20 protein-coding genes and 1 pseudogene are annotated in these 19,278 nt (G+C 71.5%); 8 read left to right on the plus strand and 13 right to left on the minus strand.

Annotated elements, in window-relative coordinates; all coding sequences use genetic code 11:
* The first annotated feature begins 49 nt into the window (after window positions 1-49).
* Window positions 50-742, plus strand: coding sequence for a phosphatase PAP2 family protein (locus tag AB0N17_RS29000; RefSeq protein WP_366014486.1), 693 nt, complete (start codon window positions 50-52; stop codon window positions 740-742).
* A gap of 30 nt (window positions 743-772) precedes the next feature.
* Here the strand turns inward: AB0N17_RS29000 and AB0N17_RS29005 are convergent, their stop codons facing one another.
* Window positions 773-2,338 carry an FAD-binding oxidoreductase gene (locus tag AB0N17_RS29005; RefSeq protein ID WP_366014580.1) on the minus strand — a complete coding sequence of 522 codons (1,566 nt, stop codon included), beginning with the start codon at window positions 2,336-2,338 and terminating at the stop codon, window positions 773-775.
* A 330-nt stretch (window positions 2,339-2,668) separates the two neighbouring features.
* Here AB0N17_RS29005 and pstS point away from each other — a divergent pair, with 330 nt between their 5' ends.
* The 4 genes from pstS (at window position 2,669) to pstB (ending at window position 6,819) form a co-directional block, all read left to right on the plus strand.
* Window positions 2,669-3,799: a phosphate ABC transporter substrate-binding protein PstS gene (pstS, locus tag AB0N17_RS29010; protein WP_366014487.1), complete on the plus strand. Its 1,131-nt coding sequence runs from the start codon at window positions 2,669-2,671 to the stop codon at window positions 3,797-3,799.
* A 125-nt stretch (window positions 3,800-3,924) separates the two neighbouring features.
* On the plus strand, window positions 3,925-4,935 hold the full coding sequence (gene pstC / locus AB0N17_RS29015) for a phosphate ABC transporter permease subunit PstC (RefSeq protein ID WP_366014488.1): 1,011 nt from the start codon (window positions 3,925-3,927) through the stop codon (window positions 4,933-4,935).
* Window positions 4,932-5,993 carry a phosphate ABC transporter permease PstA gene (pstA, locus tag AB0N17_RS29020; RefSeq protein ID WP_366014489.1) on the plus strand — a complete coding sequence of 354 codons (1,062 nt, stop codon included), beginning with the start codon at window positions 4,932-4,934 and terminating at the stop codon, window positions 5,991-5,993. The genes pstC and pstA overlap by 4 nt, the downstream gene beginning before the upstream one ends.
* 49 nt (window positions 5,994-6,042) lie before the next feature.
* Window positions 6,043-6,819, plus strand: a complete 777-nt coding sequence (gene pstB / locus AB0N17_RS29025) for a phosphate ABC transporter ATP-binding protein PstB (RefSeq protein WP_366014490.1) — start codon at window positions 6,043-6,045, stop codon at window positions 6,817-6,819.
* Between the two features lie 306 nt (window positions 6,820-7,125).
* Here pstB and AB0N17_RS29030 read toward each other — a convergent pair whose 3' ends face one another.
* Together AB0N17_RS29030 and AB0N17_RS29035 are read right to left on the minus strand one after the other, a co-directional pair.
* Window positions 7,126-8,124 (minus strand): inorganic phosphate transporter, encoded by a 999-nt coding sequence (locus tag AB0N17_RS29030; protein ID WP_366014491.1) that lies wholly within the window; start codon window positions 8,122-8,124, stop codon window positions 7,126-7,128.
* Between the two features lie 7 nt (window positions 8,125-8,131).
* Window positions 8,132-8,752 (minus strand): DUF47 family protein, encoded by a 621-nt coding sequence (locus AB0N17_RS29035; RefSeq protein WP_123975966.1) that lies wholly within the window; start codon window positions 8,750-8,752, stop codon window positions 8,132-8,134.
* A gap of 218 nt (window positions 8,753-8,970) precedes the next feature.
* Here AB0N17_RS29035 and AB0N17_RS29040 point away from each other — a divergent pair, with 218 nt between their 5' ends.
* Window positions 8,971-9,276: a metal-sensing transcriptional repressor gene (locus tag AB0N17_RS29040; protein ID WP_199211084.1), complete on the plus strand. Its 306-nt coding sequence runs from the start codon at window positions 8,971-8,973 to the stop codon at window positions 9,274-9,276.
* Between the two features lie 29 nt (window positions 9,277-9,305).
* On the opposite strand, the gene AB0N17_RS29045 is transcribed toward AB0N17_RS29040, so the two are convergent.
* Window positions 9,306-9,464: a hypothetical protein gene (locus tag AB0N17_RS29045; protein WP_366014492.1), complete on the minus strand. Its 159-nt coding sequence runs from the start codon at window positions 9,462-9,464 to the stop codon at window positions 9,306-9,308.
* A 94-nt stretch (window positions 9,465-9,558) separates the two neighbouring features.
* Window positions 9,559-10,515 (minus strand): hypothetical protein, encoded by a 957-nt coding sequence (locus tag AB0N17_RS29050; protein WP_366014493.1) that lies wholly within the window; start codon window positions 10,513-10,515, stop codon window positions 9,559-9,561.
* Window positions 10,516-10,660: 145 nt separating this feature from the next.
* Between AB0N17_RS29050 and AB0N17_RS29055 the strand changes: the two genes are divergently transcribed.
* On the plus strand, window positions 10,661-10,834 hold the full coding sequence (locus tag AB0N17_RS29055; RefSeq protein ID WP_366014494.1) for a hypothetical protein: 174 nt from the start codon (window positions 10,661-10,663) through the stop codon (window positions 10,832-10,834).
* Here the strand turns inward: AB0N17_RS29055 and AB0N17_RS29060 are convergent.
* From AB0N17_RS29060 to mshD, 8 genes are all read right to left on the minus strand, one after another.
* The gene (locus tag AB0N17_RS29060; RefSeq protein WP_366014495.1) at window positions 10,816-11,223 is read right to left on the minus strand and encodes an NUDIX hydrolase; all 408 of its coding nucleotides are present in this window, start codon (window positions 11,221-11,223) and stop codon (window positions 10,816-10,818) included. The two genes, AB0N17_RS29055 and AB0N17_RS29060, sit on opposite strands and share 19 nt — an antisense overlap.
* Window positions 11,224-11,242: 19 nt before the next feature.
* Complete coding sequence (locus AB0N17_RS29065; protein WP_366014496.1) at window positions 11,243-12,385, minus strand: CHAD domain-containing protein; 1,143 nt, start codon at window positions 12,383-12,385, stop codon at window positions 11,243-11,245.
* Entirely contained in the window at window positions 12,366-14,597 is a 2,232-nt protein-coding gene (locus AB0N17_RS29070; protein WP_366014497.1) for an RNA degradosome polyphosphate kinase, read from the minus strand. The genes AB0N17_RS29065 and AB0N17_RS29070 overlap by 20 nt, the downstream gene beginning before the upstream one ends.
* A 212-nt stretch (window positions 14,598-14,809) precedes the next feature.
* Complete coding sequence (locus AB0N17_RS29075; protein ID WP_366014498.1) at window positions 14,810-15,565, minus strand: hypothetical protein; 756 nt, start codon at window positions 15,563-15,565, stop codon at window positions 14,810-14,812.
* Window positions 15,562-16,557 (minus strand): ABC transporter permease, encoded by a 996-nt coding sequence (locus AB0N17_RS29080; RefSeq protein WP_366014499.1) that lies wholly within the window; start codon window positions 16,555-16,557, stop codon window positions 15,562-15,564. The genes AB0N17_RS29075 and AB0N17_RS29080 overlap by 4 nt, the downstream gene beginning before the upstream one ends.
* The gene (locus AB0N17_RS29085; protein ID WP_366014500.1) at window positions 16,554-17,432 is read right to left on the minus strand and encodes an ABC transporter ATP-binding protein; all 879 of its coding nucleotides are present in this window, start codon (window positions 17,430-17,432) and stop codon (window positions 16,554-16,556) included. The genes AB0N17_RS29080 and AB0N17_RS29085 overlap by 4 nt, the downstream gene beginning before the upstream one ends.
* Complete coding sequence (locus tag AB0N17_RS29090; protein WP_366014501.1) at window positions 17,429-17,815, minus strand: GntR family transcriptional regulator; 387 nt, start codon at window positions 17,813-17,815, stop codon at window positions 17,429-17,431. Before AB0N17_RS29090 ends, AB0N17_RS29085 begins: the two co-directional genes overlap by 4 nt.
* A gap of 102 nt (window positions 17,816-17,917) precedes the next feature.
* Window positions 17,918-18,844, minus strand: a complete 927-nt coding sequence (gene mshD / locus AB0N17_RS29095; RefSeq protein WP_366014502.1) for a mycothiol synthase — start codon at window positions 18,842-18,844, stop codon at window positions 17,918-17,920.
* Between the two features lie 82 nt (window positions 18,845-18,926).
* Here mshD and AB0N17_RS29100 point away from each other — a divergent pair.
* Window positions 18,927-19,124, plus strand: a pseudogene (locus AB0N17_RS29100) (ABC transporter ATP-binding protein); the annotation flags it as partial.
* Window positions 19,125-19,278 lie beyond the last annotated feature (154 nt).

Consider the following 19,278-nt stretch of genomic DNA (forward strand, 5'->3'; position numbering starts at 1 on the left):
CGACGCACACGAGGTGCGTCCGGGACACCGACGAAGGGGCCGCAGCACCATGGCTGTACTCGCCGAATCCGGATCGAACCCCGACGTCGACCTGCTCTACGACATCAACGGCCTGGCGAAGGACGCGCCGCACTGGTTCGACCTCGCCATGGAGTTCGTCGGGGAGTACGGGCTGCTCCTCGCCATGGTGCTGCTCGTGCTGTGGTGCTGGTGGTCCGTGCGGCGGCGGGGCGGTGAGGACGCGGCGCCCTCGGTGGCCGCGCTGGTCTGGGCGCCGTTGGCCGCGGGGATCGCGGTGCTGGTGAACGTGCCGATCCGGGGGTTCGTGGAGCGGCCCAGGCCGTTCGTGGACCATCAGGGCCTGGACGTCCTCGTCTCCGGCAAGACCGACTTCTCCTTCGTCAGTGATCACGCGACGATCACCATGGCGCTGGGCGTGGGACTCTTCGTCGCCAACCGCCGCTTCGGGCTCGTGGGGATCGGACTGGCGCTGCTGGAAGGGTTCTGCCGGGTGTACATGGGCGTCCACTACCCGACGGACGTCGTCGGCGGGTTCGCCCTGGGCACGGCGGTGGCGCTGCTGCTGTCGCCGCTGGCGATGGCGCTTCTCACGCCGGTGATGCGGGCGGTGGAGCGGTCGCCGCGGGCGGGCTGGGTCGTGCGGCGGCGGTCGGTGCCGGGGGTGCTGGTGCCGGGGGCCCGGCGCGCGGTGGAGTCGGAGGAGCGGGACCTGGCGGCGTAGGCAGCCCGCCAAGTCCCTTTCCCGGACCTTCTACAGCCCCTGCGCGTAGGAGAAGAACTTCTCCGGGTCGTAACTCTTCTTCACCTTCGTCAGACGTGCCGACGCGTCGCCGTAGTACGCCGAGCGCCAGTTCTTCAGGGTCGGGTCCGCGTAGTTCTGGTACGCCGCGCCGGACGCGTACGGCTGCATCGCGTGGTGTGCCGCCGTCAGCCAGGACTGGGCCGAGGTGCCGGAGGCCCCCGCGCCCCAGGACGCGATGTACTGCGCCAGCATGCGGGAGCGGCGGTGGACGAAGGCCGTCGCCGTGGGGCTGACCCGGTTGACCGCGCCGCCGAGGGCCGTGAACGCGATGCTGCCCGCGCCGCCGTGCACCGAGCGGATCTGGTTCAGGACCGTCTGGATGCCCGCCGCGGACAGGGAGCGGTCGAAGAAGTCCGAGCGGGCCGCGTAGGTCTCGCGGCCGAGCCGGCCCTGCGGGGAGCGGCCCGGGGTCGAGCCGGGCAGGTGGCACTGGGCGTCGGTGGCGAAGGAGGAGCAGCCGGCGTAGATCTCCATCGCCTCCTCGTAGCCGTGCCGGCGCAGGGAGACCGAGGCGGCGTCGGCGCCGGCCTGGTGGGCCAGGCGGTCGACCGCGTTCTGCAGTTCGCCGTACGTGCCCATGGAGAAGCAGGCCACGGAGATGGCCGGGGTCCCGCCCGGCGAGCATGACAGGTGCAGGGAGGACCAGATCTCGTCGGGCTGGCTCGGGCCCCACTCCTGCCAGGCCTTGAGGACCGCGGCGGCCTTCGACCACGGCCACGTCATGTACGCGGTCACCGCCTGCGGTGCCGCGTGGGTCTTGAAGTGCAGTTCGGTGACGACGCCGAAGTTGCCGTTGCCCGCGCCGCGCAGCGCCCAGAAGAGGTCGGAGTGGTTCTTGGCGTCCGCGGTGACCTGGGTGCCGTCGGCGGTGATCAGGGTCGCCTGGGTGAGGCTGTCGCAGGTCAGGCCGTAGGCGCGGGAGGCGACGCCGTGGCCGCCGCCCAGGACCAGGCCGGAGACGCCGACCGTGGGGCAGGAGCCCGCGGGGATGGTCACGCCCTTGGCGCCCAGCGCGCGGTAGACGTCGATCAGCTTGGAGCCGGCGCCGACCACCGCCTGGCCGCCGCTCACCCGGATCCGGTTCAGCCTGGAGACGTCGAGGACGAGGCGGTTGTCACCGGAGGAGTAGCCCGCGTAGGAGTGACCGCCGTTGCGTATCGACACCCGTATCTTGTGGGCCCGGGCGTACGCCAGGGTCGTACGGATGTCGGCCGCGTGCGCCGCGTACGCCACCGCCGCCGGCTTCAGGCCGTCGAAGCGGGTGTTGTACAGCTGGTGGGCCGTCTTCCAGGAGGCGTCGCCGGGCCGGACCAGGGTGCCGTCCAGATCACGGGCGAGGGCCGCCCAGTCGGCGGCGGCCGCTGCGCTGGTGGTCTTCAGCGCCGTACCGGACGATGAGAAGGCGTGCCGCTGTGTCGCCGACTCGGTGGACACGCCCGCGTTCGCGCTGCACCCGGCGAGCGCGCCCGCCGCCACGGCGGCCGCGCCGCCCGAGATGAACGTACGCCGTTCCATGCTCATCGCCGTCTCGCCTTTCCTGGGATCTCCTGGAACGAGACGACACCACGCTCGCCGAGGTTCCCCCGGGAGAGTGACGGCCATCGAATATATGTCCGCGTAACCGGGTCGTCGGAACCTCCACGTGCTCTCCCCGTGAGCATTCCGTGACCTCACCGGGCCGACGGCAGGGGTTCACCCCCCGTTCACTTCCGGCCATCGGCGGCTTCACCTGTTCTGCCTAATTTCGGCCGTGCAAGGTGCGGGGCGCGGCCAGGTGTGCGCCCGCCGCATCCCATGACTTCGCACGCCGCCGACAGCGGCGGCTCCTGGAAGGAACCCCCGAAAGTGATGCTTCAGCGCAAGAACCGGCTGCGCGCCCTCTCCCTCGGTGCTGTCGCCGTGACCGGCGCCCTTGCCCTGACGGCGTGCGGCTCCGACGACAACGGCGGCGGCAGCGCGTCGGGCGGCGCGTCCTCGACGACCAAGGCCAGCTCGATCAAGTGTGACAACGCCAAGGGTCAGCTGCTCGCCGACGGCTCCTCCGCGCAGAAGAACGCGATCGACGCCTGGGTCAAGCAGTTCTCCCAGGCCTGCGGCGTGCAGATCAACTACAAGGGTGGCGGCTCCGGCGCCGGTGTGACCGCGTTCACCCAGGGCCAGGTCGCCTTCGCCGGCTCCGACTCCGCGCTGAAGCCCGAAGAGGTCGCCGCCTCCAAGAAGGTCTGCAACGGCGGCCAGGGCATCGACCTCCCGATGGTCGGCGGCCCGATCGCCCTCGGTTACAACGTCCCGGGTGTCGACAACCTGGTCCTGGACGCCCCGACCATCGCCAAGATCTTCGACAGCAAGATCACCAAGTGGAACGACCCGGCGATCGCCGCGCTGAACAAGGGCGTGAAGCTCCCCGACCTGAAGATCCAGGCGTTCCACCGCTCGGACGAGTCCGGCACCACGGACAACTTCACCAAGTACCTGATCGCCACCACGCCGAGCAACTGGAAGTACTCCGGCGGCAAGGCCTGGCAGGCCAAGGGCGGCCAGTCCGCTCCGCAGTCCGCGGGTGTGGCCCAGCAGGTCAAGCAGACCTCCGGCGCCATCGGCTACTTCGAGCTGTCCTACGTCAAGGACGGCATGAAGGCGGTCTCCCTCAACACCGGTGCCAGCAAGCCGGTCGCCCCGAGCACCGACAGCGCCACCGCCGACATCGCCGCCGCGAAGATCGTCGGCACCGGCAAGGACCTGTCCCTGAAGCTGGACTACAAGACCAAGGCCGAGGGTGCCTACCCGATCACCCTGGTCACGTACGAGATCGCCTGCGACAAGGGCAACAAGGCGGACACCCTGCCCGCCACCAAGGCCTTCCTCCGCTACATCGCGAGCGAGGACGGTCAGAAGGTTCTCTCCACGATCGACTACGCCCCCGTTCCCGACGCCATCATCAGCAAGGTCCGTACCACCATCGAGGGCCTGAGCTGACCTGATCCGAGTGCGCGGTCCGGGTCCCAGCCACCGCCGGGACCCGGCCGCACACCGTCCGGTGCACCGCCGCCATGAGCCGCCGCCCCCCTCGGGGAGCACGGCTCCGCAGACCGGAGAACCCGATGGACATATCGACGACGAAGACGACTGACGCACCTCCCCCCACGCCCCAGCCGACGTCCGGCCGGCAGAAGCGCAACGCCCGCGGCGCGACCCGCCCCGGCGACCGCATCTTCCTCGGCCTGTCCCGCGGCTCCGGCATCCTGCTTCTGGTGATCATGGCCGCGATCGCGGTCTTCCTCACCTACCGTGCGTGCCTCGCGATCAGCAAGGACCACGGCAACTTCCTGACCACCTTCGAGTGGAACACCAACCTCCAGCCGCCGACCTTCGGCATCGCGGTGCTGGCCTTCGGCACGATCGTCTCCTCGATCATCGCCATGGCCATCGCGGTCCCGGTCGCGGTCGCCATCGCGCTGTTCATCACGCACTACGCCCCGCGCCGCATGTCCGGCCCCGTCGCGTACGTGATCGACCTGCTCGCCGCCGTGCCGTCCATCGTGTACGGCCTGTGGGGCGCCCTGGTCCTCGTACCGCACATGGACGGCCTGTACGGCTGGCTCAACGACTTCTTCGGCTGGACCGGGATCTTCTCCTGGGAGCAGGGCGCGCCGCGCTCGATGCTCACCGTCGGCATCCTGCTCGCGATCATGATCCTGCCGATCATCACCAACGTGAGCCGCGAGGTCTTCCGCCAGGTCCCGCAGATGCACGAGGAGGCGGCCCTGGCTCTCGGCGCCACGCGCTGGGAGGTCGTCCGCATGTCCGTGCTGCCCTTCGGCCGCTCCGGCGTGATCTCCGCGTCCATGCTCGGTCTCGGCCGCGCGCTCGGCGAGACGATGGCCGTCGCCACCGTGCTCTCGCCGAACTTCGACATCCAGGCCAGCCTGCTCAACCCGGGCGGCGGCACCTTCGCCCAGAACATCGCCAGCAAGTTCAGCGAGGCGGACGAGTCCGGCCGTGACGCGCTCATCGCCTCCGGTCTGGTCCTGTTCGTCATCACGCTGGTGGTCAACGGCGCGGCCCGGCTGATCATCGCCCGCCGCGCGGAGTACTCGGGGGCCAACGCATGAGCACCGCAAGCCTGACCGACAAGCGTCCCAGCACGCTGCGCGCCGCCAGCCTGCCCAAGTGGACGCCGTGGGCGATCGCCGGTGGCTCCCTCGCCCTGGGCGTGGGCATCAGCGCGGCCGCCGGCCTGCAGAGCAAAATCCAGTGGGCGCTCATCGCCGCGGTCCTGTTCGTGCTCGGTACGTACGTCATCGCCGCGCGCGTCGAGGGCCGCCGCCAGGCCAAGGACCGCATCGCGACCAGCGTCGTCTGGGTCGCCTTCGTGCTCGCCGTGATCCCGCTGGTCTCCCTGATCTGGGTGACCGTCGCGCGCGGCGTGAAGGTCCTGAACCTCTACTTCCTGACCCACTCGATGGGCATCGTCGCCGACACCGAGCCCGGCGGTGGCATCTACCACGCCATCATCGGCAGCCTGGAGCAGGTCGGCCTGGCCACCCTGATCGGTGCCCCGATCGGCGTGCTCACCGCGATCTACCTCGTGGAGTACGGGCGCGGCCGGCTGGCCAAGTCGGTGACCTTCTTCGTCGACGTGATGACCGGTATCCCGTCGATCGTCGCCGGTCTGTTCATCCTCAGCCTGATGCTCATCTTCAAGATGCAGCCGTTCGGGTTCGCGGGTTCGCTGGCCCTGGCCATCCTGATGATGCCGGTCGTCGTCCGCTCCACCGAGGAGATGCTCAAGCTCGTCCCGAACGAGCTGCGTGAGGCGTCCCTGGCGCTCGGTGTGCCGAAGTGGCGCACCATCCTGAAGGTGGTCCTGCCGACCTCCATCGGCGGCATCACCACGGGCGTCATGCTCGCCGTGGCCCGTATCGCGGGCGAGACCGCGCCGGTGCTGCTGCTGGTGTTCGGCAACCCGTTCATCAACAACAACCCCTTCGAGGGGGCGCAGGCGTCGCTGCCGCTGTACATCTACCAGCAGTTCGCGAACAGCGCGGGTTCGGGCGCGGCGTACGACCGGGCCTGGGCGGCCTCGCTCACGCTGATCGCCTTCGTGATGATCCTCAACCTGGTGGCCCGCGGGATCGCCCGCTGGAAGGCCCCGAAGACCGGTCGCTGACGCGGCCAACAGCGACCGAGCCTGAATCTCTGGAAGTGAAGTAGAAGACATGGCCAAGCGAATCGACGTAAGCGGACTGACCGCCTACTACGGCTCCCACAAGGCGATCGAGGACATCTCGATGACCGTCGAGCCGCGTTCGGTGACGGCGTTCATCGGACCCTCCGGCTGCGGCAAGTCGACGTTCCTGCGCACGCTGAACCGTATGCACGAGGTCACTCCCGGTGGCCGCGTCGAGGGCAAGGTGCTGCTGGACGACGAGGACCTGTACGGCACCGGCGTCGACCCGGTGTCGGTGCGGCGCGAGGTGGGCATGGTGTTCCAGCGCCCGAACCCGTTCCCCACGATGTCGATCTTCGACAACGTGGCGGCGGGGCTGCGCCTGAACGGCAACTACAAGAAGAGCGAGCTGACCGACATCGTCGAGAAGTCGCTCAAGGGCGCGAACCTCTGGAACGAGGTGAAGGACCGCCTGAACAAGCCGGGCTCCGGTCTCTCGGGCGGTCAGCAGCAGCGGCTGTGCATCGCGCGGGCGATCGCGGTCGAGCCGAACGTCCTCCTCATGGACGAGCCCTGCTCCGCGCTGGACCCGATCTCCACCCTCGCCATCGAGGATCTGATCGGTGAGCTGAAGGAACGGTTCACGATCGTCATCGTGACGCACAACATGCAGCAGGCGGCGCGCGTCTCGGACCGTACGGCGTTCTTCAACCTGGCGGCGGTCGGTCAGCCGGGCCGGCTGATCGAGATCGACGACACCGAGCGGATCTTCTCCAACCCGTCGGTCCAGGCGACGGAGGACTACATCTCCGGCCGCTTCGGCTGACGGACGCTGCCGCTCCGGCTCGGCCGGGGCGGCGCCGGACCCCTCGCGGTGCTGCATGGCGGTGCCACCGTGAGGACGCAAGAGGGCCCGCCCCTGGCTCCCGGGGGCGGGCCCATTGCGCGTGATGCGGGGGCTCCGCCCCCCACCCCGCCGGGGCTTCGCCCCTGGCCCCCATCGCCCACCCACCCGGCCCCCGGATCCCACCCCGTACCCAGCCCCGTACCCCGCCGCCCCCAAGCCCCCCGAAAAGCCGAGTGCCCACCTCCCTCGGTGTGGTGAGGGGGTGGGCGGGTGGGGCAGGGTGGGTCAGAGGACCGTCAGGTCTACGATTCCGAAGGCTGCCGCTGCTACCAGGGCCGCCGCAGGCATCGTGATGAACCAGCCCAGGACGATGTTCTTGGCCACGCCCCAGCGGACCGCGTTCACGCGCTTGGTCGCGCCGACGCCCATGATCGCGGACGTGATGACGTGGGTCGTGGAGATCGGGGCCTTGAAGAGGTACGCCGTGCCGAACATGATCGACGCGCCGGTGGCCTCCGCGGCGAAGCCCTGCGGCGGGTCCAGTTCGATGATCTTGCGGCCCAGCGTGCGCATGATGCGCCAGCCGCCGGCGTACGTGCCGAGGGAGAGCATCAGCGCCGAGACGATCTTCACCCAGACCGGGATCGGGTCGCCGAAGGTCTCATGGCCGGAAATCACCAGGGCCATCACCACCACACCCATGGTCTTCTGGGCGTCCTGGAGACCATGGCCCAGGGCCATGCCGGCCGCGGAGACCGTCTGCGCTATGCGGAAGCCCCGCTTGGCCTTGTGCGGGTTGGACCGGCGGAAGAGCCACATGATCGCCGTCATCACCAGGTAGCCGACGATCAGGCCGACCACCGGGGACAGGAACATCGGGATGATGATCTTGTTCACGACGCCGTTCCAGTGGACCGCCGTGCCGCCCGCGAGGGCCGCGCCCACCAGGCCGCCGAACAGCGCGTGCGAGGACGAGGACGGCAGGCCGTAGTACCAGGTGACCAGGTTCCAGGTGATCGCGCCGAGCAGGGCGGCGAAGAGGATGCCCATGCCCGTCGAGCCGGAGGGCGTCTCGATCAGGCCCTCGCTGACCGTCTTGGCGACACCGGAGCCGAGGAAGGCACCGGCCAGGTTCATCACGGCCGCCATGGCGAGGGCGGCCCGGGGGGTCAGGGCCCGGGTCGACACCGACGTCGCGATCGCGTTCGCCGAGTCGTGGAAGCCGTTCGTGTACGTGAAGAAGAGCGCGACCGCGATGGTCACGACCAGGGCGAAGGTGTCCATCGACGCCTCAGGACTCCTTGACGGCGATGGTCTCCACCGTGTTCGCCACGTGCTCGAACGCGTCCGCCGCCTCTTCGAGGACGTCCACGATCTGCTTGAGCTTGAGGACCTCGATCGCGTCGTACTTGCCGTTGAAGAGGTGCGCCAGCAGCTTGCGGTGGATCTGGTCGGCCTGGTTCTCGAGGCGGTTGACCTCGATCCAGTACTCGGTGAGGTTGTCCATCGTGCGCAGGTTGGGCATCGCCTCGGCCGTCAGGTCCGCGGCCCGGGCCAGCACCTCGATCTGCTGCTCGACGCCCTTCGGCAGCTCCTCGACGTTGTAGAGGACGACCAGGTCGACGGCCTCCTCCATGAAGTCCATGATGTCGTCGAGGGACGACGCGAGGGAGTAGATGTCCTCGCGGTCGAACGGCGTGATGAACGAGGAGTTCAGCTGGTGGAAGATCGCGTGCGTGGCGTCGTCACCCGCGTGTTCCGCCGCCCGCATACGCTCTGCGATCTCGGCCCGGGCGGACGCGTCCGCCCCGAGCAGTTCCATCAGGAGTTTCGAGCCCGTGACGATGTTGTCCGCGGATGCGGCGAACATGTCGTAGAAGCTCGTCTCCCTGGGGGTCAGACGAAAGCGCACGTGGGGTCCTCGGGGTGCTTCGGTTTCGGTCAGGCTGATGCTAGGCGCATCATCCGGCCACGGCTATCGGGCCGCATCCCAGTGTCGCCCATCGGGCAGAGTGATCAGCACGGGGGCGTACCAAGGGCTCCCTACCCCGCAAAATTGGTTACCATATACCCAGTAGGGGTATCTATCCCCGAATGTGTCCACGACTCGTCCCGAGAGGGAGGCCCGCGATGACGACGACCGAGGCCGGCGCCACGCACGGCTACCACAAGCAGAAGGACGAGCACCTCAAGCGGCTGCGCCGGATCGAGGGGCAGATCCGCGGGCTGCAGCGGATGGTGGACGAGGACACGTACTGCATCGACATACTCACCCAGGTCTCGGCCTCCACCAAGGCCCTGCAGTCCTTCGCGCTGCAGCTGCTGGAGGAGCACCTGCGGCACTGTGTCGCCGATGCGGCCCTCAAGGGCGGCGAGGAGATCGAGGCGAAGGTGGACGAGGCGACGAAGGCGATCGGGCGTCTCCTGCGCACCTGAGCCGGTCCGGCTGTGGATCTGCCGCCCGTCTAGTTCCCGCGCTCCTCGGCCACCCGCAGCACCTCGTCGATGCTCTCCAGGCTGAGCCGGTCCTCGGCGGCCGAGGCGGCGATGATCAGCTCTCCGCACAGCTCGATCTCGGCGAGGGCCACGTGGTCCTGTACCGCCGTGCCGCCGACCGGAGCCACCTGCCTCGCCTCTTCTCCGCCGTCTTCCCCGCCGTCACCGGCTTCCTAGAGTAGGCAGCGCCCTACACACCGCGCATGGCACGGACGGGCTAGTTCACGGGTGGCGCACCGGACTAGTGCGCCGGGCCGGCGTCGTCCCCGCGCTCCCCCCATCGCTCGCCCCACTCGCGCCTCCGGCCTCCTCGCCGCCCGCGCCCCCGCCCGCGCCCCCGTCCTCGGCGATCCGGCCCGCGTAGATGTCCCGCGAGCGCGGCAGGCGGACGTCCGCGGGGGCGCCGAAGTCGTACAGCAGCGTGGTGGAGGCGACCGCCACCGGTGTCTTCTGCCGGCCGTTGACGAAGCTGAAGCGCTGCCGGAGCTTGCGGATGCGGCCCTGGTCGTCGAGGTAGGCGTCGAACGGGACCTCGGCCGTGGCGAACCCTTTCGCCGCCGCGGCCAGGGGTGCCCTGTCCTCGGAGGTGGCGTACCGGGCCGCCTGGTTCAGGTCCGCCGTGCCCCGGTAGTGCCGTACGGCGGTCCCGCCGACCTCGGTCCTGCCGACGAAGGTCGCCGTACGCGTCCCGCGCAGCACCTCGGCCGCCGTGTACGGGTCGGTCGCGCCGCCGGTGACCAGGTTGCCGTCGGAGAGCGAGGCGGCCTCCACCCGCACCCACTTGTCGGCGGGCACCCCGGCTCCCCGGTTCTTCATGAACAGGGCACCGGGCGCGAGGAGTTCGGTGATGGGCCGGTGCTCGGCGGCGCCCGTCGGGTCCGAGGGGAGGACGACGGTGAGCCGGCCGAGACGGTGCCGGTAGTCGTAGACGCCCCGGCCGCGGATGGTGACCCGGGTGCCGCCGGTGGCCATCTCCATGGAGGTGGTGGCCTTGGAACTGCCCGCGCCGAGCAGGGTGTCGGCGGCCCGGTGCAGGATGGTGACCGGGTCGCCCGTGCCCTTGACGTCCTCGGCGGCGGCCCCGCTGCCGGAACAGCCCGTGCCGGCCGTCCCGAGGCCGACCATGATGCCGACCGCGACGACCGTCCTGCCCGCGCGCCTGTGCTGCCGCCGATCCATCGCCTGCCTACCCCCAAGCCGGTATGTCCGTCACGGGCCCCCTGTCGTGACGGTTAACGACGGGTAGGGGGTGGCCGTCACGCGCCGCCGGGGGCGGGGAAAGCCATACGAACCCTTTAACCGCGGTGTCGGTAACGTTGTCGGCGTGGCGCAGCAGGACGAACCGGAGCGGGCCCGGCAGGGGCGGGAACACCTCACCTCGACGGCGGAACAGGGCCGTTTCTGCGTGGCCCGCTGCAGCTGTGGCTGGCGCGGTCCGGCCCGCCGGGCCCGCAGCCAGGCCCGTACGGACGCGGAGGCTCACGCCGCCGAGCTGTGAAGGGCGTCCACCAGATCGCGGTCCCGGGGCTGGGTGAGGCGGCTGCGGGCGGCGGCGGGGGAGAGCCACAGGACGCGGTCCACCTCGTCGTTGGGTGTGAAGTGGCCGGAAACCGCCTCTGCCGCCCAGTAACGCACCTGCTTCGGGCGCCCGTTGGCCAGATAGCGCATGGTCGGCAGCTCGGCGCCGGGCAGGGCGGTGTACCCGGTCTCCTCCGCGACCTCGCGCAGGGCGCCCGCGAGCGCGTCCTCGCCCCGCTTCAACTTGCCCTTGGGATGGGACCAGTCGTCGTACTTGGGCCGGTGGACCAGGCAGATCTCCAGGTCGCCGGCGACCGGCGAGCGGCGCCACAGGACGCAGCCGGCCGCCTGGACCAGGGTGTCGTTCACACCGCCTCCTCGGGGTGACTCAGGGCGTGCCGACCGTCTGCTTCTGCCAGGCCTGCTGGAAGGCGAACCTGGCCGCCTCCACCTCGTGCCGCTGGTCGGCGTGGAGCACGCCGAGGGCGTAGGCGGTCGCGGGGGCGATGCGGGGGGTGCGGGCCGCCTGCGCCGCCGCGGCCGCGGCCTCCGAGGCGTCCCGGTGCCGGTTCAGTGCCTGACCGGCGGTCAGGAGGTCGACGTCCACGGGGCGGTCGCCCGCTTCCAGCACCTCGCGGGCGTACCGGTGCAGGCGCAGCAGCAGGCGTACCTGGTGCCAGGGTCCGTCCTGGGGGTGCGGGGACGGATCCGGGGACAGGCCGTGGACGAGGGCCTCGGCGTTGTAGGGGTGGCCGGCCAGGATCAGGGGCAGGGCGGCGATGGCGTCCGTGAGGCGCTCCTCGGCGGCCGCGGCGAGCGGGTGCAGGCCGGTGGCCGTGGCGGTGGCGGTGAGGGGGACCTCGCTGGCCAGTACGGCGACCCTGTCCGCCACGGCGTGGAAGCGGGAGGAGCCGAGGGCCTGGAGCGCCGTGGAGTGGGCCCTCGTCCGGGCGAGGGTGAGCTGGCGTTCGAGCAGGGCGCCCGCCTTGGCCGCGCCCACGGTGAGGTTGGCGCGCTCCGGCAGGGGCGCCGGCAGGGCCGGGCCGCCGGTGCCCTCCGGCGCCGCCTTCAGGCGGGCGGTGGCCACGCCGGCGGCACGGCTGCCCGCGGTCACCTCGGTCACCGGGGCCGCCCCGGTGACGTCCACGGAGGCCGGCTGGCCCGGGAACGCCGTGGCCCCCGACAGCCGGTGCAGGGCCAGCAACAGGCGTTGCAGCCGCGCCTCGTACGCGTGTTCCAGGGCCAGCGTGCCGGAGACCCAGGCGAGTTCCGGGCGCATCTCCTCGGACCAGGCGGGGTCGAGGAGGGGGCGGAAGGTGTGGAGGCTGGCGCTGATGCGGCGGGCCGAGCGGCGCAGGGCCCGGGCCGCGTCGACGGACTCCTCCGAGCCGTTCGCCGTGCCGTTCTCCCGGTGCAGGCGCAGCGCGCGGAGGAACTCCGTGGCCTGGGTACGCAGATAACCGGCGAGGGCCTCGCCGGTCACCGCGGTTGTGGCCGTGGGGTCCGTCGGGTCAAGGTGTTGCTGTGCCACGCCGGCGCCTCCGGGCGTCTATGAGCATCTCCTGAACGTTGCGCAGTGGTTGACCGTCCGCGTCGGTCGCGTGTCGCGTCCATTCGCCGTCCGGGCCGAGGTGCCAGGAGGCGGTGGTGTCGGACATGCCGGTGTCCAGCAGCCGGTTGAGGGCTGCGCGGTGGCCGGGGTCGACGACGCGGACCAGGGCCTCTATCCGGCGGTCGAGGTTGCGGTGCATCATGTCGGCGCTGCCGATCCACACCTCGGGCTCGCCGCCGTTGCCGAAGGCGAACACCCGGGAGTGTTCGAGGAAGCGGCCGAGGATGGAGCGGACGCGGATGTTCTCCGACAGGCCCGTGACGCCCGGCCGGACGGCGCAGATGCCGCGCACCCAGATGTCGACCGGCACGCCCGCCTGGGACGCCCGGTAGAGGGCGTCGATGACCGCCTCGTCGACCATCGAGTTGACCTTGATGCGGACGAAGGCCGGACGGCCCGCACGGTGGTGCTGGACCTCCTTGTCGATCCGCGCGATCAGGCCGTCCCGCAGGGACTTGGGGGCGACCAGCAGACGGCGGTAGGTCTCGCGGCGGGAGTAGCCGGAGAGGCGGTTGAAGAGGTCCGAGAGGTCCGCGCCGACCTGCGGGTCGGCCGTGAGCAGGCCGAGGTCCTCGTACAGGCGGGCCGTCTTCGGGTGGTAGTTGCCGGTGCCGACGTGGCTGTAGCGGCGCAGGGTCTCGCCCTCCTGGCGGACCACCAGGGACAGCTTGCAGTGCGTCTTCAGGCCGACCAGACCGTAGACGACGTGGCAGCCGGCCTCCTCCAGCTTGCGCGCCCACTTGATGTTGGCGTGCTCGTCGAACCGGGCCTTGATCTCGACCAGGACGAGGACCTGCTTGCCGGACTCGGCGGCGTCGATGAGCGCGTCGACTATCGGGGAGTCGCCGGAGGTGCGGTACAGGGTCTGCTTGATGGCGAGGACGTCCGGGTCGGCGGCGGCCTGCTCCAGGAAGGCCTGGACGGACGTGGAGAAGCTGTCGTACGGGTGGTGCAGCAGCACGTCCCGGGTGCGCAGGGCGGCGAAGATGTCCGGCGCGGACGCGGACTCCACCTCGGCGAGGTCGCGGTGGGTGCCGGCGACGAACTTCGGGTACTTCAGCTCCTGCCGGTCGAGGCTGTGGATGCGGAAGAGGCCGGTGAGGTCCAGCGGGCCGGGCAGCGGGTAGACCTCCGCCTCGGAGATCTTCAGCTCGCGGACCAGCAGGTCCAGCACCTCGCGGTCGATGGACTCCTCGACCTCCAGGCGCACCGGCGGGCCGAAGCGGCGCCGCATGAGCTCCTTCTCCAGAGCCTGGAGCAGGTTCTCGGCGTCGTCCTCCTCGACCTCGAGGTCCTCGTTGCGGGTGAGCCGGAAGGTGTGGTGCTCCAGCACCTCCATGCCCGGGAACAGCTCCTCCAGGTGCGCGGCGATGACGTCCTCGACGGGGACGTACCGGCCGGGGCTGCTCTCCAGGAAGCGGGACAGCAGCGGCGGCACCTTCACGCGCGCGAAGTGCCTGTGGCCGCTGACCGGGTTGCGTACGACGACGGCCAGGTTCAGGGAGAGGCCGGAGATGTACGGGAAGGGGTGCGCCGGGTCGACGGCGAGGGGGGTGAGGACCGGGAAGATCTGGTGCCGGAAGAGGGTGAACAGGCGTGCCTGTTCCTTCTCGGTCAGCTCGTTCCAGCGGACCAGGTGGATGCCCTCCTCGGCGAGCGCGGGGGCGACGTCCTCGTGGTAGCAGGCGGCGTGCCGGGCCATGAGCTCGCGCGAGCGGGCCCAGATCATCTCCAGCACCTCGCGCGGCTGCAGCCCGGAGGCGGACCGGGTCGCCACGCCGGTGGCGATGCGGCGCTTCAGTCCGGCCACCCGGACCATGAAGAACTCGTCCAGGTTGCTGGCGAAGATCGCGAGGAAGTTGGCGCGCTCCAGCAGGGGAGTGTTCGGGTCCTCGGCCAGCTCCAGGACGCGCTCGTTGAACGCCAGCCAGCTGCGCTCCCGGTCGAGGAAGCGCCCCTGCGGCAGAGGCGCACCGTCGGTGTGTGCCTCCTCGTACGCGTCGAGATCCGCGTCGAGGTCGGGTTCCAGGTCGGATACCGTCGCGGCCACCGTGTGCGGGCGGTGCGCGGCTATGGAGCCCACGGGGGGCTGTGCGTGCTGGACCGGTGCCTGGGCGTCTGGCTGACTCATGACCCCATTCTTCCGCGCCAGGGGCGTGACGGGCGCGTCGGAACGTGCGGGCGGGAGCGTCACGGCCCCGTTCCCCGCTGGCCCCTCGGGGGGCGGCGAAGGCTCTGGCACGGCGGGCTTCATTGGCCGAGCGTCGCAAGTCCGGCTGAATCAATGGTTACGGCGACATGACGTGTGGGATATCGGGGGGCGGCTCCCGGGGGGCCGTCGCCTCAGCCGGTGCGGCGGCGCAGCACCGCGTAGGCGGCGGTGACGGCGAGCGCGGCGAGGGTGAGGACGATACCGGTGGCCGCCAGGTGCAGGTACCAGAAGCCGGACAGGGCGGGGCGCAGCGGTTTCCACAGGTCACGCAGGTACAGCCGCAGGACCAGGGTGGCGGCTGCGGCCGTGGCCAGGGCCGGCAGGGTACGGCGCAGGGCCAGCCCGGCGAGGGTGCCGGCGGCGAGGGCGAACAGCACGAGCGCGGGCAGCAGCGGACCGCGCGGCACGAAGACCTGGTCCCAGGTCCAGTCGGTGACCAGGACGTCCCGGTCCGCGGTCCAGATCCGGCCGAAGGCCACGGCGAGGACGGCGGCGCCGCCGAGCAGCGGCAGCGTGGCCGTGACCAGCTTGGTGGTCAGCCAGCGGACCGGGGTGACGGCCTGGGTCCAGACCAGCTGTGCGGTGCCGGACTCCAGCTCGCCGCCGATCAGCGCGGCCCCGGCCCAGGCGGCCACCGCGCAGGGGGCGTAGGACAGGATCTCGCCGAGGCTGTTCATGACGTTGTTGGTGTCGGTGAACGCGGTGTACGAGCACCAGTGCCCGGGCTGCACGCAGGACCGGTCCCGGGGCGCGGCATCGAGGTGGAGCCAGAGCAGCTCGGCCGCCGCGAGCAGGACGAACGCGGTCCAGACGAGCAGCGCCGGGCGGTGCAGCCGCAGCAGGACCCGGCGGGTGACGGGGCGGGCGGGGGCGAGGGCGGTGCTCATGCGGTGGCCTTTCGGGTGAGCCGGGCGGTGCCCGTGAGGCGGCGCAGCACCAGGAAGGAAGCCGGCACCAGCAGTCCGGCGACGGCCAGGATCAGCGCGCTGGTGGTGAGCTGGAGGGGCCAGAAGTGGGAGTAGGGGTGGTACGCGTTGTAGTAGCCGGTGAGATCGGCGAAGGCGGCCTTGCACTGGGCGCTCGAACCGCACCGCGGGACCGGCACATGGGCGCCGGACCGGTCGATCATGCCCTGGTCGACGACGAGACCCGAGCCGGCGAAGCCCTGGTGGAGGGTGCTTTCGCGGGTGACCGGCGGCCACAGGTGGGGCAGCAGCCACTCGGCCAGGCCCCGGACGGCTCCGGTGAGCACCACGCCGAGCACGAGCGCGGGCAGCGTGCGGCGCAGCAGCAGGCCCGCCAGCACTCCGCAGGCGAGTCCGGCGAGGGCGAGGGCGGCGGTGGTGGGGCCGTTGGCGTGGAAGGTGAAGCGGTCGGTCCAGTCCTTGGCGGTGTCGATGCGGCCGCGGCCCGCGAGCCAGGCGAGGTCGTGCAGCCAGGACAGCAGGCAGGTGCCGGCGGTGACGGCGAGCGCGGGGACGGCCAGCCGGACCGCCAGCCAGCGGGCCGGGGAACTGCTCTGCGCCCACGACAGCCGGGCGGTGCCGGTCTCCAGCTCGCGGCCGATCAGGGCGGCGCCCGCCCACCCGGCCACCAGGAAGGGCACCGCGTTCAGCGCGTAGGTGGCGTAGTCGTAGTAGTCCTTGTAGCGCAGGATCGCGGCCTGGTCGTAGCTGCACTTCCGCGCGAACCCGCAGGCGTCGTAACTCCGCCAGCCCTCGGCCGCCGCGTCGGCGAGCGGGCCGCGCAGGGCGAGCAGCAGGGCGGTGAGGACGAGCACGAACCCCGCCCACGCGTACAGCGTGGGCCGGTGCAGACGCAGGACCCAGCGGGCCGGCCGGGGCCGGGGGGCGGCCGGGGTGGTCAGGGCGGCGGTCATGCGGCGCTCTCCTCGGTCAGGCCCGGTGCGGCGGGGTTGCGCAGGTGGGCGAGGAGGAGCTCCTCCAGGGAGGGCGTCGAGGTGCGTCCGGCGCCGGGGACGGGGCCGGCGGGACGGATCAGCGCGGTGAGCTGGCGTCCGGTGACCCGGGACTCGACGACGGTGTGCGGGCCGAGGTCGGTGGTGTCGGCGGGGCCGGTGACCCGGACGTGCGCGGCGAGCAGGTCGTCGATCTCACCGGCCAGCCGGACCCGGCCGCCGCCGATCAGCAGCAGATGGTCGCAGGAGTCCTCCAGCTCGGCGACGACGTGCGAGGACATCACGATCGTGGTGCCGTGCTGCGCCGCCTCGGCCATCAGCGTGCCCATCAGCTCGTGCCGGGCCAGCGGGTCGAGGTCGGCCATCGGCTCGTCCAGGAGCAGCAGTTCGGGCCGCTTGCCGAGGGCGAGGGCGAGCGCGATCCGGGTGCGCTGACCGCCGGACAGGGAGCGGATGCGGGAGCGGGGGTCCAGGTCGCCGGCGGCGACGACGTGCTCGGCGACGGCCTGGTCCCAGCGCTCGGGGTTGAGATCGGCGCCCATGCGGAGCGTCTCGGCGACCGTGAGCTGCGGGTAGAGCGGCTTGTCCTGGGCGACGAAGCCGAGCCGGGGGCGGGCCTGCGCCGGTGCGGTGCCGAGCACCCGTATGTGGCCCTCGGTGGGCGGCAGGAGGCCGGCGGCGAGGGCGAGCAGGGTCGACTTGCCGGCGCCGTTGGGTCCGACGACGGCGCACACCCGGCCGGTGGGCAGCCGGAAGCCGCAGTCGCGCAGCGCCCAGCTTCCCCTGCGCCCGAAGCGCCTGCCGAGGCCCGTGGCCTCGATCGCCGTGTCGCTCATGAACGTTCTCCCTGGAAGTGCTGGTCGAGTACGGCAGTGAAGAGTGCGGCCACGTCGTCCCGCTCCAGCCCGCAGGCGCGGGCCCGCACGGCCCAGGCCTCCAGGTCGGTGCGCAGCGACGTGTCGGCCGGGGCGGTGCCGAGCGAGCGGCGCACGAAGGTGCCGAGGCCGCGCCGGGCCTCCACCAGCCCCTCCCGCTCCAGCTCCCGGTAGGCCTTCAGGACGGTGTTGGGGTTGATGGCGGTGGCCTCCACGACCTCGCGGGCCGTGGGCAGCCGGTCGCCCGGCTTCAGCAGGCCCATGCGCAGCGCCTGCTTGGTCTGCTGGACGATCTGGACGTAAGTGGCGACCCCGCTGTGCCGGTCGATGCGGTACTCGACCACGCCTAGAACCACCCTTTCACTAATTGAGTAGTGAAAGGGTGGTGCAAGAGAGGGGCGGCCGTCAAGCCGGGCCGCCCCTCGCGTCGTACCGTGCCGGGCCGGTCAGGTCTCCGCGCGGTACATCAGGTCCGTCTCGTGCGTGGTGAACCCCAGCCGCTCGTACACCGCCACCGCCGCCTTGTTGTCGGCGTCGACGTAGAGCATCGCGGTCGGCAGGCCGAGCCCGGCCAGATGGCGCAGCCCGATCGTGGTCAGGGACTTGCCGAGGCCGCCGCCCTGCTCGCCGGGCCGCACGCCGAGCACGTACACCTCGCCGAGCCCCTCGGCGGCGTGCACCTTGGTCCAGTGGAAGCCGACCAGTTCCCCGCGCCGCTCGGCGAGGAAGAACCCGGCCGGGTCGAACCAGGCCTCGGCCTTGCGGTCGTCCAGGTCCCGCTGGGTCAGCGAGCCCTGCTCCGGGTGGTGCGCGAAGGCGGCGGCGTTCACCGCGAGCCAGGCCGCGTCGTCCTTGCCGGGCACGAAGGCACGGACCGTCACCCCCTCCGGCAGCACCGGGTCCGGCAGCGTCAGGCCGCTCAACGGCCGCCGCATCTGGCGCAGTTCGCGGAACAGGGTGAGGCCGAGCACCTGGGCCAGATGCCGGGCGGCGGCGTGCCCGCCGTGCGCCCACACGCGCAGCCGCTTGCCGGAGGTGGCGAGCAGGGCGGCGCCGAGCGCCCGGCCGTGGCCGTGGCCGCGGTGTGCCGGGTGCACGACCAGTTCGGCGGCCGGCGCCTCCACCGGGTCGGTGTCCTCCAGCTGGGCGTAGCCGAGGAGTTCGCCGTCGGCGGTCAGCAGCAGATGCGAGACGCCCTCGCGGGCACCCCCGCGCAGTTGCAGCCGGCCCTGCTCGGACACCGGCTGCTGGCCGTCGACCCGGGCGGCCTCGGCGAGCAGTGCGAGCACGGCCTCGGCCTGGTCCGGGGCGAGCGCGGAATAGGTCTCGATGGAGCGGGAGCCGGGAATCCGTTCGGTGTCGTCGCTGGTCATGCGTATGAGGGTACGGCGGGCGGGCCGCACAGGGGCGGCACATCACGGGACGGACGGCGGGCCGCGCGGCGGACGCCCCTGCGTGGGCGCGGTGTCGGCGGCCTTTTCCGCCGTCTTCTGCGCCGCCGCCCTCTGACTGCGCTGGGACCTGGCGCTGGTGACCTTCGTCCTCGCGCCCCTGTTCCTGCTCGCCGGCCGCCGTTTCTCCGGCCGCATCGAGCAGGCGTCCCGGGAGGGACGGGCCGCCGACGGCGCGATCACCTCCGTGGTGGAGGAGTCCCCCCACCACGGCTCATGCGCCTGCGCCTAGGGGGCTTCGTTTGGATCAGCCCGGGTCCGCGACGCCCGGCACGGCACCTCGCCGCGTTGTCGGACCACCCGAGTACGCCCAGTACGCGGGTGATCCTCCGCCTTGCGATGCACCGCACCGGACG

Origin of the sequence: Streptomyces sp. NPDC051133, assembly GCF_040682635.1 — a bacterium.
Lineage (GTDB): Bacteria > Actinomycetota > Actinomycetes > Streptomycetales > Streptomycetaceae > Streptomyces.

What these genes read in the sequence shown, in the direction of transcription:
- AB0N17_RS29000 (WP_366014486.1), top strand. Translation starts at nt 50, where the DNA reads ATGGCTGTACTCGCCGAATCCGGATCGAACCCCGACGTCGACCTGCTC.
- AB0N17_RS29005 (WP_366014580.1), bottom strand. Translation starts at nt 2,338, where the DNA reads ATGGAACGGCGTACGTTCATCTCGGGCGGCGCGGCCGCCGTGGCGGCG.
- pstC (WP_366014488.1), top strand. Translation starts at nt 3,925, where the DNA reads ATGGACATATCGACGACGAAGACGACTGACGCACCTCCCCCCACGCCC.
- pstA (WP_366014489.1), top strand. Translation starts at nt 4,932, where the DNA reads ATGAGCACCGCAAGCCTGACCGACAAGCGTCCCAGCACGCTGCGCGCC.
- pstB (WP_366014490.1), top strand. Translation starts at nt 6,043, where the DNA reads ATGGCCAAGCGAATCGACGTAAGCGGACTGACCGCCTACTACGGCTCC.
- AB0N17_RS29030 (WP_366014491.1), bottom strand. Translation starts at nt 8,124, where the DNA reads ATGGACACCTTCGCCCTGGTCGTGACCATCGCGGTCGCGCTCTTCTTC.
- AB0N17_RS29040 (WP_199211084.1), top strand. Translation starts at nt 8,971, where the DNA reads ATGACGACGACCGAGGCCGGCGCCACGCACGGCTACCACAAGCAGAAG.
- AB0N17_RS29050 (WP_366014493.1), bottom strand. Translation starts at nt 10,515, where the DNA reads ATGGATCGGCGGCAGCACAGGCGCGCGGGCAGGACGGTCGTCGCGGTC.
- AB0N17_RS29070 (WP_366014497.1), bottom strand. Translation starts at nt 14,597, where the DNA reads ATGAGTCAGCCAGACGCCCAGGCACCGGTCCAGCACGCACAGCCCCCC.
- AB0N17_RS29075 (WP_366014498.1), bottom strand. Translation starts at nt 15,565, where the DNA reads ATGAGCACCGCCCTCGCCCCCGCCCGCCCCGTCACCCGCCGGGTCCTG.
- AB0N17_RS29080 (WP_366014499.1), bottom strand. Translation starts at nt 16,557, where the DNA reads ATGACCGCCGCCCTGACCACCCCGGCCGCCCCCCGGCCCCGGCCGGCC.
- AB0N17_RS29085 (WP_366014500.1), bottom strand. Translation starts at nt 17,432, where the DNA reads ATGAGCGACACGGCGATCGAGGCCACGGGCCTCGGCAGGCGCTTCGGG.
- mshD (WP_366014502.1), bottom strand. Translation starts at nt 18,844, where the DNA reads ATGACCAGCGACGACACCGAACGGATTCCCGGCTCCCGCTCCATCGAG.